This window comes from Mangrovibrevibacter kandeliae (assembly GCF_024519155.1).
GTDB classification, from domain to species: Bacteria; Pseudomonadota; Alphaproteobacteria; order Rhizobiales; family Rhizobiaceae; genus Mangrovibrevibacter; species Mangrovibrevibacter kandeliae.
The window spans coordinates 58,617-71,572 of sequence record NZ_JANIFJ010000003.1 but is presented as its reverse complement, the minus strand read 5'-3'; the positions used below and the strand labels follow the sequence as shown (position 1 = coordinate 71,572).

The window sequence follows — 12,956 nt, the reverse complement described above, 5'->3', positions numbered from 1 at the left end:
CGCGGCCATCGACCTGCCCGACCCCGAACCGCACAGCGGATGGAACCACGACGATGGCCAAGGCGACCACGATCAAGATCAAGCTGCTCTCGACGGCCGACACCGGCTTCTTCTACGTGACGAAGAAGAACAGCCGTACGATGACCGACAAGATGTCGAAGACCAAGTACGATCCGGTCGCGCGCAAACACGTCGAGTTCAAGGAAACGAAGATCAAGTAAGCCGGCGCGGCTCTGCCGCCCGCCATCGGTTTCCAGGCGCCGCCCCTCGGGCGGCGTTTTGCGTTGTGGAGACGTTCGGCGGCCGCCGGGCCGTCCTTCTTCCTGCGGAGGACCAGGGTCGAGCTCTGCGGGTGGCCCGTCGGCGCGATGCGCGCGTTCCCGCGCCGGCGGACGTACCATGGCGCTTCATCCTGCCCAGTGCGCGAGACGCCGCCTGCCGGCACTCGATCGGGACGAGCAGTCGAAAGATCTGGAATGGCGGCGAAAAGTGGCCGGCCGGCTAATCCGACTGCGGTACGAGGAAACCGCAACTCGTTCGGACGCCGGCCGGCCGCCCCACGGGACCCAGGAGATGCGGCGGACCTGAGCATTCCATGGGGAACTTTCGGAAGACGGTGTCGCCGCAACCGCTTCCATGACCACGGTCTGAAAACTTGCCTATAACCGAATCAAAAGCAACCAAATCGAAACCATCTTCGGACGAATCTGCAACGAATGGTTAAGATTTGCGGCGCGGAACCGCCGATGGCACGGTCGGCGCCGGTGCGGCACCGGCGACATCCACGGCCTGCGACCGGATCCGCGCGCTCGTGAGACGTCGTCTTCCAAAGTGTCCGCGAGAGGTCCGATGGTGCGGCGGCATCGCCCGTCGCGCCCGCCCGTAGCCGCTCAGGCGGCGAGCGCCATCACGCGATTGCGGCCGGCGCGCTTGGCGGCGTAGAGGCCGGCGTCGGCGCGCTTCAGCAGCGTGTCTGCGTCGTCGGGCTCACCGGAGAGCACGGCATAGCCGGAACTGACCGTGACCGGGATGCTTCCACGTCCGGTCTCGAACGGCGTGTCGGCGACGCACTGGCGCAGGCGTTCGGCGGTGATCTCGGCGGCGCGATGATCGGCCTCCGGCATCAGGACGACGAACTCCTCCCCGCCGAAGCGGCACGCGAGATCGCTGCCGCGCACGCTCTCCGCCAGACGGGCGGCGAACTGGCGGAGCACCATGTCGCCGGCATCGTGACCCCACTCGTCGTTGATGCGCTTGAAATGGTCGATATCGGCGATGAGCAGGGCCAGCGGCTTGCCTTCGCGCCGGCTGCGCTCGACCGCACGCAGGAGGTGAGCGTCGAAGAAGCGCCGATTGTGCAGCCGCGTCAGCGAGTCGGTGATGGCGAGTTCCAGCGTCCGCTGCAGCGTCTCACGCAGGCCATCGTCGTACCGCTTCCGCTTGATCTGCGTGCGCACGCGCGCAAGCAGCTCGTTGCGGTCGATCGGCCGCACGATGTAGTCGTTGGCGCCGATCTCCAGAGCCCGTGCCGTGCGCGCATCGTCGTCGGGCGCGACCGCGAGGAGGATCGGCGTGCCACGGGTGGTCTCGCTCGAGCGGATGCGCGAGCAAAGCCGCAACGGGTCGAAGCCCTGTCCGGCGCCGATCACGAAGAGATCGAAGGTCCGCCCGATCGCCGTCTGCGTGAGAACGGCCGGATCCGGCTCGACATGCACCTTGTGCTCCTCCCCGAGGAGGCGCGCGAGCCGCTCGGCGGCGCGCGCATCGTCCTCGACGAGGCAGACCCGGCCGCCGGTGCCCTTGCCCGCGAGTTCCATCAACAGCTCGTTGCGCGTCACCAGGCTGGCGCTGGTTTCGGCACGCACCCGCAGTTCGTCGGTGAGCAGCTTGAGCCGGGTGAGGCTCTTCACGCGCGAAAACAGCTGCAGGTCGCGAACGGGCTTGGTCAAGAAGTCGTCGGCGCCGGCTTCGAGGCCCGTCACCCGGTCGGCCATGCCGTCCAGCGCCGTCAGCAGCACCACCGGCAGATGCGCCGTCCGTGGATCGCCCTTCAGCCGCCGACACACCTCGTAGCCGTCCATGTCCGGCATCATCACGTCGAGAAGCACGAGATCCAGCGGCTCGCGCAGACAGATCTGCAGCGCTTCCGGACCGCTCGCCGCCGTGAGCACGTCGAAATACTCCGCCGCCAGGCGCGCCGCCATCAGCTTCACGTTGATCTCGAGATCGTCGACGATGAGGATGCGCGCGCTCATGCCGTCACTGCTCGCCGAGGAAGGACTTGATCGTCTCGATGAACTTCGTCACCGAGATCGGCTTGGAGATGTAGGCTTCGCAGCCGCCCTGCCGGATGCGCTCCTCGTCCCCCTTCATCGCGAAGGCCGTCACCGCGATGACGGGAATGCGGTGCAGTTCGCTGTCGCTCTTGAGCTGCCGCGTGACGTCGAGGCCGGACACCTCGGGCAGCTGGATGTCCATGAGGATGAGGTCGGGACGATGCTCGCGCGCCAGTTCGACGGCGGTCAAGCCGCTGCGGGTCTGGACGGTGCGGAAGCCGTGCGCCTCGATGAGGTCACGAAACAGCTTCATGTTGAGCTCGTTGTCCTCGACGATCATCACCGTTTTCGGCATGCGCGAGACTCCACCTGTACCGAATCGAGCGCGCTGTCGCGGTCGCGTATGATCTCGTGAAACCGACAGCTACCCGAACTTCATTTAAGAATTGGGTACTTCGACCACGTTACTGAGCACAAGACGCCTTGGCCCGGCAGAGCCCACGCCGTCGCAGGGGCGACGGGCCGCGGCGCCCCCCGCACGTCACGGGATCTTGGGTTCCGCGACGACCGCCACGGGAAGCGCCGTCAGGAAGGCGCGGACGAGGGCGGACGAATTACCGGCCGCAAGGCCGAAGAAGGTCGCCATCTCGTTGGCCCCCTCGCCGCCGCCGGCGAGGTCGGACAGGCTCCTGAATGCGATGAACGGCACCCGGTTGGCATAAGCGACATGGGCCACCGCCGCGCTCTCCATGTCCAGCACGCGGGCCTGGAAGGTGTCGGCGACGTAGCGCCGGAACTCGGCATTGTCGACGAAGGCCATCCCCGAGACGCCGTTGCCGCCGACCACCACCTGCGGCGCGTGGTCGAGACAAGCCTGCTCAGGCGTGCAGCGGGCGAGCTTGACCGCGCCAGCAGCCTGCGCGGCGACGGCGAGGAGCTTCGGGTCGACCGGCAGCCAGAAGCGATCGCCCGACGAGTCGCCCGCCCGCCGGATCGAGACGGGCTGCGGGAACATCATGCCGTAATTGGCAAAACTCTTCTGGGCATAGCTCGGCAGCCGATAGCCGCCATCGGTCTCGCGCGCGAACACCGACTCCAGGTATTCGCCCCATTGCGAGGCGATCACGACATCACCGATGGAGAGCCGCGGATCGACGCCCCCGGCGATGCCGGAGACGACGATGGTCGAGATCTGGAAGCGGTCGAGCGCGAGCTGCGTCGTCATCGCAGCATTGACCATGCTGACCCCGGACAGGAAAAGCACGACGTCATGCCCGTCGAGCCGGCCGCTGACGAACTCGACGCCGTTGATCTCCTCGCTCCGCGGCTCCTCGACCGCTGCCTTCAGCGCGGTCCACTCCGGCTCGAAGGCCGACACGACAGCGATCCGGGCGGGGCCGGGCGCATCCTGCGCCGTGGCGGGCACGATCCACGCGAAGAGCAGCGCAAGAACCGCCAGCGCGACGCGGCACGATCCGGGCTTCATGGTGCTCCTCGCTCCTTACGGCCGCCACGCCGGGAATCTGACAGCGCCGGCAACGGCCGGCACCCCCTGATCAGAACGGGATTTCGTCGTCGAGGTCACGCGACGAACCGCCGCCGCGGTCGTCATATCCCCCGCGGTCGAAGCCGCCACCGCCGCCGCCGCGATCCTGCGAACCACCGCGGTCGTAGGCGCCGCGGCCGGCATCGCCGCCGCCGCCCTCACCGCGCCCGCCGAGCATCTGCAGCTCGCCCCGGAAGCGCTGCAGCACGACCTCGGTCGTGTAGCGCTTCTGGCCCGACTGATCCTCCCACGAGCGCGTCTGCAGCTGCCCCTCGATATAAACGGTCGAGCCCTTCTTCAGGTACTGCTCGGCGACCTTCACGAGGTTCTCGTTGAAGATCACCACATTGTGCCACTCCGTGCGCTCCTTGCGCTCGCCGCTGTTGCGGTCGCGCCAGCTTTCGGAGGTGGCGATGCGCAGATTGACCACCGCATCGCCGGAATTCAGGCGACGAACCTCGGGATCGGCACCGAGATTGCCCACCAGGATCACCTTGTTGACGCTGCCTGCCATCGGAGAACTCCACTCGAAAAGGTTGGCGCGACTCTAACGGACGCCGCTCCGGCGTGAAAGCCGGTCCCGCCCCTCGTCCACCGCCCCTGCCGCAAGGCGCTTGCCGATCCGAACGTCACGCTATAGAACAAACTACGAACATACAAGTGTGGATTCGGGTCGGCGGCTTGGAAGGCCGGTTCGACTGACTTAAGTACAGGCCGCTTCTCAAAGGGACGATCGACGGCGCCATGGCGGACCAGAAAACCATCTCCATCCGCGGCGCGCGCGAGCACAACCTGAAGAACGTCGATCTCGACCTGCCGCGCGACACGCTGATCGTGATGACCGGGCTCTCGGGTTCGGGCAAGTCCTCCCTCGCCTTCGACACGATCTACGCCGAGGGACAACGGCGCTATGTCGAGAGCCTGTCGGCCTATGCCCGTCAGTTTCTCGAGATGATGCAGAAGCCGGACGTCGACCAGATCGACGGCCTGTCGCCGGCGATTTCGATCGAGCAGAAGACGACGTCGAAGAACCCGCGCTCCACGGTCGGAACGGTCACCGAAATCTACGACTATCTGCGGCTGCTCTTCGCCCGCGTCGGCATACCCTACTCGCCCGCGACCGGCCTGCCGATCGAGAGCCAGACGGTCAGCCAGATGGTCGACCGGGTGCTGGAACTGCCGGAGGGCACCCGGCTCTACCTGCTGGCGCCGATGATCCGCGGCCGCAAGGGCGAATATCGCAAGGAGCTCGCCGAGCTGCAGAAGAAGGGCTTTCAGCGCGTCCGCATCGACGGGACGTTCTACGATATCGCCGACGCCCCGGCACTGGACAAGAAATACAAGCACGACATCGACGTGGTGGTCGACCGCATCGTGGTGCGCGGCGACATCGGCACCCGACTGGCGGATTCGCTCGAAACCGCGCTGAAGCTTGCCGACGGCATCGCGATCGCCGAGTTCGCGGACACCGGCGAGGACGGCGAGAGCCGCAGCCTGGTGTTCTCGGAGAAGTTCGCCTGCCCGGTCTCGGGCTTCACCATCCCGGAGATCGAGCCGCGGCTGTTCTCCTTCAACAACCCGTTCGGTGCCTGTCCGACCTGCGACGGCCTCGGCTCGCACCAAGCAGTGGACGCCAAGCTGGTGGTGCCGGACCTCGACAGGACGCTGAAGGCCGGCGCCATCGCACCCTGGGCGAAGTCTTCCTCGCCGTATTACGGCCAGACGCTGGAGGCGCTCGGCAAGCGCTTCGGCTTCAAGCAGACCGATCGCTGGTCGGCGCTCCCGCAGGAGGCGCGGGACGCGATCCTCCACGGCACGGGCAAGGAGAAGATCGAGTTCACCTACAATGACGGTCTTCGGTCCTACAAGACGACCAAGCCCTTCGAAGGCGTGCTCCCGAACCTCGAGCGGCGCTGGAAGGAAACCGATTCGGCGATGATCCGCGAGGAGATCGAGCGGTTCATGTCGGCAACGCCCTGCCCGGCCTGCGGCGGCTATCGGCTGAAGCCCGAGGCGCTGGCCGTGAAGATCGCCGGGCGGCACATCGGCGAGGTCACCGAGCTGTCGATCCGCAGCGCCGCCGTCTTTTTCGAGACGCTGCCCGAGAGCCTGAACGCCAAGCAGAACGAGATCGCCGTGCGGATCCTCAAGGAAATCCGCGAGCGGCTGCGCTTCCTCAATGACGTCGGCCTCGACTATCTCACGCTCTCGCGCTCGTCGGGCACGCTGTCCGGCGGCGAAAGCCAGCGCATCCGGCTCGCCTCGCAGATCGGCTCCGGCCTCACCGGCGTGCTCTACGTTCTCGACGAGCCCTCGATCGGCCTGCACCAGCGCGACAACGCGCGGCTGCTCGAAACGCTGAAGCACCTGCGCGACATCGGCAACACGGTGATCGTCGTCGAGCACGACGAGGACGCGATCCTGACGGCCGACTACGTCGTCGATATCGGCCCGGCGGCCGGCATCCACGGCGGTCAGGTGATCGCCTCGGGCACGCCGGCCGAGATCATGGCGCACCCGAAGTCGCTGACCGGGCAGTATCTGTCGGGCGCACGCGGCGTCGCGGTTCCGGCCGAGCGGCGCAAGAAGCAGAAGGGCAAGGCGATCAAGGTCGTCGGTGCCCGCGGCAACAACCTGAAGAACGTCAGCGCCGAGGTGCCGCTCGGCCTCTTCACCTGTGTCACCGGCGTGTCGGGCGGCGGCAAGTCGACCTTCCTGATCGAGACGCTGTTCAAGGCGGCGGCGCGGCGCATCAACAACGCCCGCGACCTGCCGGCCGAGCACGACCGGGTCGACGGGCTCGAGCATCTCGACAAGGTCATCGACATCGACCAGTCGCCGATCGGCCGCACGCCGCGCTCCAATCCGGCCACCTACACCGGCGCCTTCACGCCGATGCGCGAGTGGTTCGCCGGCCTGCCGGAGGCGAAGGCCCGCGGCTACCAGCCGGGCCGGTTCTCCTTCAACGTCAAGGGCGGACGCTGCGAGGCCTGCCAGGGCGACGGCGTCATCAAGATCGAGATGCACTTCCTGCCCGACGTCTACGTCACCTGCGACGTCTGCCACGGCAAGCGCTACAACCGCGAGACGCTGGAGGTCACCTACAAGGAGAAGTCGATCGCGGACGTCCTCGACATGACGGTCGAGGAAGGCGTCGCCTTCTTCGAGGCGGTGCCGGCGATCCGCGACAAGCTGGCGACGCTGAACGAGGTCGGGCTGGGCTACATCAAGGTCGGCCAGCAGGCGACGACGCTGTCCGGCGGCGAGGCCCAGCGGGTCAAGCTGGCCAAGGAGCTGTCGCGCCGGGCGACCGGCCGCACGCTCTACATCCTCGACGAGCCGACGACGGGCCTGCACTTCCACGACGTGGCCAAGCTGCTCGAGGTGCTGCACGAGCTGGTCGACCAGGGCAACACGGTGGTGGTGATCGAGCACAATCTCGAGGTCATCAAGACGGCCGACTGGCTGATCGACATCGGTCCCGAAGGCGGCGACGGCGGCGGCGAGGTTGTGGCGACCGGCACGCCGGAAGAGGTGGTGAACGTCGAGCGGTCCTGGACAGGGCGGTTCCTCAAGGAACTGCTGGAGCGCCGGCCGCAGGCGGGGAACCGCGAGGCGGCGGAATAGCGCCGGACGTCACGGCGGCTGCGGCGTACGGCAGCCCGCGACGTTGGCCTCAGGGATCGCGGCCGGTCGGATGCCGGCCGATCCCGACCGCTGCGACGAGCCCGCCGGCGGCCGTCCCGGTCGGGTCCTGGTCGCAGGCGTTGCATTCGATGATCTGGGCGCTGGTGACGTCGTGGATCTCGTTGTGGCCATGGCTCCCGTCGGTGACCCAGCGCCCGGTCAGGCTCATCAGGCAACCGCGCGAGACGCTTTCGCCGATCTCGTTGAAATCGCTCACTCCGTCGGCGATCCAGCCGGCGACGCCGCCGATCGCGTCACCGGCGATGCCGCCGACCGCAGCGCCCGCGAGAATCGCGATCGCGACGACGAGCAGACACAGGGCGGCGCCGATGCCGAAGGTCAGGAGGCCGATCGCCGCGCAGGCGATGGCCCCGGCCACGGCACCTGCGACGGCACCTGCGACCGACCCGATGGCAGCGCCGACCGCCGCGTAGTCGCCGATGTGCGATCCGATCTCGCAATGCAGGATCTGCTGGCCGGACTTCGGGTCGGTCACCGTCTGCACCTCGCCGGCACCCGGCGCGCTGCGGGTGCGGATCTGGTTGACGTCCAGGCCAGCTTGGACCGGCGAGAGCAGCGCCAGCGGCCCGCCGAGGTTGAAGGTCCAGTCGTTGTCATTGAGCGGCGGCACACCGGTGTTCTTGCCGGCACACAGGATGCATCCGCTCATCGTGATGGTGCTCGGATCCTGGACGTGCAGGCGGTCGAACCAGTTGACGGCAAGACCGATGAAGAAGCCGATGACGGCCCCGGCAAGAGCCGCGATCGCGATGGCCGCGATTGCGACGGCGAGAGCGCCGCCGGCGAGGCCGGCGATTCCCGCGGCTTCGGCGAGCGCGGCGAAGGCCACCGCGGCGGCGCTGCCGCCGACCCAGCCGAGCACGCGGCGCTCGCCTGACTCGTAGAGCGCGTTGTGCGGACTGGTGTCGCATCCGGCCATGTCAGCCTCCCGTCGTGATGGTGAAGGTGGCGCCGCCGCTGGGCACGCCGCCCTGCCAGACATTGACGTTGAAGGTTCCTGCCGGGCCGGGATCGTCGGGCGCGTCGACGAGGAGGCGCACGTCGCGGAAGGCTTCGCCCGGCAGGAAGACGAAGCTCGGCGGCTCCACCTTCGCCCCCCAGATCGCCCCCCTGCCCTTGAACGCCACGGCCGGATCGAACTCCTTGCCGGTCTTGTCTTCGAACTCGTAGGAGTCGACCGCGATCTCGACGAGGTGGCAGTCGGTGCGCGGCGGCGGCAGCGTGCGGGCGCGGCTGGCGTTGCGGCGCCGCGCCATCGCCGCATAGGCGGACTCGGCAAAGAGGCCGATCGCCGATCCGACGACATACCCGATCAGCATCAGGGCGAGCAGCGACGGGAGATAGCGCATGCCCTGCATGCCGTGCGGCGTGAGCGGCAGGGTCGCGACGGCCGCCAGCGGCGCCCAGCCGAGGAACACCCGGTGCGGCCGCAGCACCGGCCCGCCGCCCTCGCGAACGGGCGGGCAGTCGCCCGGGTGGCGGTTGTAGATCCGCAACTCGCGCTCGACCGGCGACTGCGCGGCGAAGACCTGGGTGTTGTTCCAGCCGCGGTTGTTCGAGGGGTTGCCGTCGTCGGGATGCGACAGCACGACCTCGATGCAGTAATGCCCGGGCACGTCCGGAGTCCGCCACTTTGTGGTCACCACCGAGGTGCCCGGCCAGACCGGAACGTCGGTCGAGGCGACCGTCACCGGGTGCCGCGTCTCGGCGCCCGCGCCGAACGAAATCCAGGCGATGTCGACTGTGGTCTGGTTTGCCGGCTTCTCGCGCGAGGCGTTGTGAACGGTGATCTCGACGTCGTATTCGGTGCTCGCGGTCAAGTTGTAGGTATACTGCTCGACGCCGCCGAGAAAGATCCGCACGTCCGGATTGTCCCACGTGACCGGCTTGCCGAGCTGCATCAGCAGAAACTGGTCGTAGATGCAGGGATCCGGCTTGTGGGCGATATGGCCGGGGATGACGACGCAGGGTTCGCCGTCCGGCGTCTTCTCGGTCGTCAGGACCGCCCAGATCTTGCAGAGGACGCAACCGGACGGCTTGCCGTTGGTCACCCGCGCACCGGACCGACCGCCACAACAGCCCATCGACACCTCCGTCTTTCACCTCACGCGCACCGACGCCCGCCAGGTCGTCGAACGGCCTTCCCTAGAGGAACACCACTCGTCCTGCCTATTGCGGCAGCGTCAGAGGCCGGAGCGCCAGCGCGTCAACCACCGGCGCAGGGGGCGGCGCATCAGTATCGCAGCGACCAATATGCACAGGGCGAGTATGTAAAGGGCTTCTGTCGTCCCGTCGCCACCGTCCGGAGACACACCGAACCAACGCTCGACAAAGTCCATCGCAGACCTCCGAAGCATTTATTAGGAGAGATTACTTGCTGTCGTGAATGATTACAATATCGCCGCCGACCATGATCGCGGGACCCGCACGGCAGACTGCGACGCGCCAATCCTGCACCGGCGTCCCGACCGGCCACGGTGAGCGACGGGCCGATCCGGGCGGCCGACCCGCACGCCGACGGCGCTTCCAACGCGACGCAAAGCGGCCTAGCAAGGACCGCATCTCGACCTGCAGCAGCGTGCGGAGCCGGCCATGACGACGACACCCCTGATCCGCGCCGGCATCGGCGGCTGGACCTTCGAGCCCTGGCGCGGAGTGTTCTATCCCGAGAAGCTGAAGCACGCGCTCGAGCTCGAATACGCCGCGCAGCGGCTGACGGCGATCGAGGTCAACGGCACCTATTACGGCACGCAGAAGCCGGCGAGCTTCGCCAAATGGGCCAAGGAGACGCCGGAGGGTTTCGTCTTCACGCTCAAGGGCAATCGCTTCGTCACCAACCGGAAGGTGCTCGGCGAGGCTGGCGAGTCGATGCAGCGCTTCCTCGGCTCAGGCCTCGTCGAACTCGGCGACAAGCTCGGACCGATCCTCTGGCAGTTCGCCCCGACCAAGAAGTTCGACGTCGAGGATTTCGGCGCCTTCCTCGCCCTCCTGCCGGAGAAGCAGGATGGCCTGCGTCTGCGCCATGCCCTCGAGGTGCGCCATCCGTCCTTCGTCGATCCGGCCTTCGTCGCGCTCGCGCGCAAGCACCGGGTGGCCGTCGTCTATGCCGAGCATCACGACTATCCCGAGATCGCCGATCTCACGGCCGACTTCGTCTATGCGCGGCTGCAGAAGGGCGAGGACACCATCCCGACGGCCTACCCGCCGGAGGCGCTCGATCGCTGGGCGGCACGGGTCGCCGAATGGGCCGCCGGCAGGGCACCTGAGGATCTGCCGCTGGCGGCGCCCGACGCTCCTGCGCCCGTTCAGGCGCGCGACGTGTTCGCCTTCTTCATCCACGAGGGCAAGGTGCGCGCGCCGCACGCGGCGATGGCGCTGATCGAGCGGCTGAAGGCGATCGGCGCGCCGGCGGCGATTCCGGCCGTCAGCGCCTGACGGGCAGCAGCGAACTCGGCTGCCGGCTGGCTGATTGGCTTGGAGGTGCACGCGCCGCGGGGCCGGGATGCAACCCCGACAGACGGCTATCCGAATATGGCTCGGCGCGCGCAGACCAGAGAATAGGCGCCATTTGTGCGGCGAGCAACGTCATGCCTGATCCCGGCCGGGAGTCGTCACCGCGATGGACCTCAGCGCAAGCTTCGCCTTGAAGAACTTGGGCGCGGCGCCAATGCCTTTTTCGGGCGCGCGGCCGAGACGTCTACCCCGACCGGCCACCCAGGCCAGCATCGGGTCCAATCACGCCGTCGCACCACTGATCATGGAAGCGCTGCCTGCCGCGGGCTCCGGCATCGCGGCCGCCAGCTCCGCCCAGACGCGCGGCAGCATCCCGGGCAGATCCTCGGCGATCAGGCCCGGCCCGAACAGCTCCGCCGCCCGCCCGTGCATCCAGACCCCGGCGGCGGCGGCCTCGAAGGCCGGCATCCCCTGCGCCAGCAACCCGCAGATGACGCCGGACAGCACGTCGCCGCTGCCGGCCGTCGCCAGCCATGCGCTGCCGGTCGCGTTGATCGCCGCCCTTCCATCGGGCGACGCGATGACGGTATCGGCGCCCTTGAGCACGACGGTGGCACCCGAGCGCACTGCCGCCGCCCGTGCCTTGTCCGGCTTGCCGGTGCTCGCATCGGCAGCGATGTCCGGGAACAGGCGCTTGAACTCGCCGGCGTGCGGCGTCAGCACCAGCCGATCCGGCTGCGCTCCCGCGAAAAGCCGGTCCGGCGCCTCGGCAAAGCTGGCGATCGCGTCGGCATCGAGCACCAGCGCCCGGCCGGCCTTCAGAACCGCCTCCGCATAGCACCGCGCCGACTCGCCGACGCCGAAGCCCGGCCCGAGCACGATGGCGTTCAGCCGGGTGTCCTCCAGATGCGCGGCGAGATCCGCTGCATCGGTGCAGCGGCGAAGCATCACGGCCGTCAGATGCGCCGCGTTGACCAGCAGCGCCGAGGCCGGGCTGAATAGCGTCACGAGCCCTGCCCCGGCGCGCAGGCCGGCGCTGGCGGACAGCCGGGCGGCCCCGGTGGTGCTTGCCCCGCCGGAGAAGACCCCGGCATGGCCGCGGTCGTATTTGTGGCCGGTCCGGCCGGGCATGCGCAGTGCCGCAGACCAGAGAGCGGGGGCGTTGGCAAAGGTCTGCGGATGGATGCGGTCGAGCACCGAAGCCGCGATGCCGATGTCGGCGACCTCGACGGCCCCGCAATGCGCCCGCCCGGGAAACAGGAGATGGCCGGGCTTGCGGCGGAAGAAGGTGACCGTGCGCTCGGCCTCGACCGCCTCCCCCATCGCCTGCCCGGTGTCCCCGGAGATGCCGCTCGGCAGGTCGATGGCGAGAACCGTCACCTCGGCCGCGTTCAGCTCGCGCACCGCAGTGGCAGCCGTGCCGTCGAGCGGGCGCGACAGCCCGGCGCCGAAGAGGCCGTCCACCACGAGCCCGAACCCTGTCGGCGCGAAATCGGCAAGATCTCTTACCGTCTTCGTCCATCGCCGAGCGGCCGCAGCGGCATCGCCGGTGAGCGAGTCGCGGCCGAGCGCGAAGACCTCGACGGCGCAGCCGCGCTCGGCGAGCAGCCGGGCCGCAACATAGGCGTCGCCGCCATTGCTGCCCGGGCCGGCGAGCACCGCGACTGCGACGTTCTGCCTGGCCATCGCGGCCATTGCGGCCGTTGCAGCCCTGGCGACGGCCGCTCCGGCGCGCTCCATCAGCGTGCTGCCGGCAACTTCCCCTGTTGCGATCGTCAGCCGATCGGCTGTCTGCATCTCAAGCGGAGTGAGCAGACTGCAAGCAGACCTCGCCGCGGTGGCGTCCAGTGGACCGAATTTACTGCTCATTTCTTCCTCATATCGCACAATGCCTGTGCAGAACACGTGCCGCCGTGTCTCCCGCAGCGTCTCCTGGCGCGTCGGCAGCGCCGGCGGTGCCCGCGCAAATCCTG

Annotated in this window: 10 protein-coding genes; 3 read left to right on the top strand and 7 right to left on the bottom strand. The window is 68.2% G+C overall.

Translation table 11 applies throughout. The annotated features are described in order from the left end of the window. Positions 1 to 53: 53 nt before the first annotated feature. On the top strand, positions 54 to 221 hold the full coding sequence (gene rpmG / locus NPA30_RS09945; RefSeq protein WP_256802516.1) for a 50S ribosomal protein L33: 168 nt from the start codon (positions 54 to 56) through the stop codon (positions 219 to 221). A gap of 669 nt (positions 222 to 890) precedes the next feature. On the opposite strand, the gene NPA30_RS09940 is transcribed toward rpmG, so the two are convergent. The 4 genes from NPA30_RS09940 to ssb all read right to left on the bottom strand — a co-directional run bounded on the left by NPA30_RS09940 (position 891) and on the right by ssb (position 4,336). Continuing rightward, positions 891 to 2,255, bottom strand: a complete 1,365-nt coding sequence (locus tag NPA30_RS09940) for a PleD family two-component system response regulator (RefSeq protein WP_256802515.1) — start codon at positions 2,253 to 2,255, stop codon at positions 891 to 893. 4 nt (positions 2,256 to 2,259) lie between these two features. Continuing rightward, a complete protein-coding gene (locus NPA30_RS09935) occupies positions 2,260 to 2,631 on the bottom strand; it encodes a response regulator (RefSeq protein ID WP_256802514.1) in 372 nt (123 codons plus the stop codon). A 186-nt stretch (positions 2,632 to 2,817) separates the two neighbouring features. After that, positions 2,818 to 3,762, bottom strand: coding sequence for a 5'-methylthioadenosine/S-adenosylhomocysteine nucleosidase (locus NPA30_RS09930; RefSeq protein WP_256802513.1), 945 nt, complete (start codon positions 3,760 to 3,762; stop codon positions 2,818 to 2,820). A gap of 70 nt (positions 3,763 to 3,832) precedes the next feature. Beyond that, positions 3,833 to 4,336: a single-stranded DNA-binding protein gene (gene ssb, locus NPA30_RS09925; protein ID WP_256802512.1), complete on the bottom strand. Its 504-nt coding sequence runs from the start codon at positions 4,334 to 4,336 to the stop codon at positions 3,833 to 3,835. 230 nt (positions 4,337 to 4,566) lie between these two features. Here ssb and uvrA point away from each other — a divergent pair, with 230 nt between their 5' ends. Beyond that, positions 4,567 to 7,449, top strand: coding sequence for an excinuclease ABC subunit UvrA (uvrA, locus tag NPA30_RS09920; RefSeq protein WP_256802511.1), 2,883 nt, complete (start codon positions 4,567 to 4,569; stop codon positions 7,447 to 7,449). A 49-nt stretch (positions 7,450 to 7,498) separates the two neighbouring features. Here uvrA and NPA30_RS09915 read toward each other — a convergent pair whose 3' ends face one another. Further along, complete coding sequence (locus NPA30_RS09915) at positions 7,499 to 8,449, bottom strand: hypothetical protein (RefSeq protein WP_256802510.1); 951 nt, start codon at positions 8,447 to 8,449, stop codon at positions 7,499 to 7,501. A gap of 1 nt (position 8,450) precedes the next feature. Then, positions 8,451 to 9,614 carry a hypothetical protein gene (locus NPA30_RS09910; RefSeq protein WP_256802509.1) on the bottom strand — a complete coding sequence of 388 codons (1,164 nt, stop codon included), beginning with the start codon at positions 9,612 to 9,614 and terminating at the stop codon, positions 8,451 to 8,453. Between the two features lie 508 nt (positions 9,615 to 10,122). Between NPA30_RS09910 and NPA30_RS09905 the strand changes: the two genes are divergently transcribed. After that, a complete protein-coding gene (locus tag NPA30_RS09905; protein ID WP_256802508.1) occupies positions 10,123 to 10,965 on the top strand; it encodes a DUF72 domain-containing protein in 843 nt (280 codons plus the stop codon). Between the two features lie 300 nt (positions 10,966 to 11,265). Here NPA30_RS09905 and NPA30_RS09900 read toward each other — a convergent pair whose 3' ends face one another. Continuing rightward, on the bottom strand, positions 11,266 to 12,780 hold the full coding sequence (locus NPA30_RS09900; RefSeq protein ID WP_256802507.1) for an NAD(P)H-hydrate dehydratase: 1,515 nt from the start codon (positions 12,778 to 12,780) through the stop codon (positions 11,266 to 11,268). Positions 12,781 to 12,956 lie beyond the last annotated feature (176 nt).

What these genes read in the sequence shown, in the direction of transcription:
- rpmG (WP_256802516.1), top strand. Translation starts at nt 54, where the DNA reads ATGGCCAAGGCGACCACGATCAAGATCAAGCTGCTCTCGACGGCCGAC.
- NPA30_RS09940 (WP_256802515.1), bottom strand. Translation starts at nt 2,255, where the DNA reads ATGAGCGCGCGCATCCTCATCGTCGACGATCTCGAGATCAACGTGAAG.
- NPA30_RS09935 (WP_256802514.1), bottom strand. Translation starts at nt 2,631, where the DNA reads ATGCCGAAAACGGTGATGATCGTCGAGGACAACGAGCTCAACATGAAG.
- NPA30_RS09930 (WP_256802513.1), bottom strand. Translation starts at nt 3,762, where the DNA reads ATGAAGCCCGGATCGTGCCGCGTCGCGCTGGCGGTTCTTGCGCTGCTC.
- ssb (WP_256802512.1), bottom strand. Translation starts at nt 4,336, where the DNA reads ATGGCAGGCAGCGTCAACAAGGTGATCCTGGTGGGCAATCTCGGTGCC.
- uvrA (WP_256802511.1), top strand. Translation starts at nt 4,567, where the DNA reads ATGGCGGACCAGAAAACCATCTCCATCCGCGGCGCGCGCGAGCACAAC.
- NPA30_RS09915 (WP_256802510.1), bottom strand. Translation starts at nt 8,449, where the DNA reads ATGGCCGGATGCGACACCAGTCCGCACAACGCGCTCTACGAGTCAGGC.
- NPA30_RS09910 (WP_256802509.1), bottom strand. Translation starts at nt 9,614, where the DNA reads ATGGGCTGTTGTGGCGGTCGGTCCGGTGCGCGGGTGACCAACGGCAAG.
- NPA30_RS09905 (WP_256802508.1), top strand. Translation starts at nt 10,123, where the DNA reads ATGACGACGACACCCCTGATCCGCGCCGGCATCGGCGGCTGGACCTTC.
- NPA30_RS09900 (WP_256802507.1), bottom strand. Translation starts at nt 12,780, where the DNA reads ATGCAGACAGCCGATCGGCTGACGATCGCAACAGGGGAAGTTGCCGGC.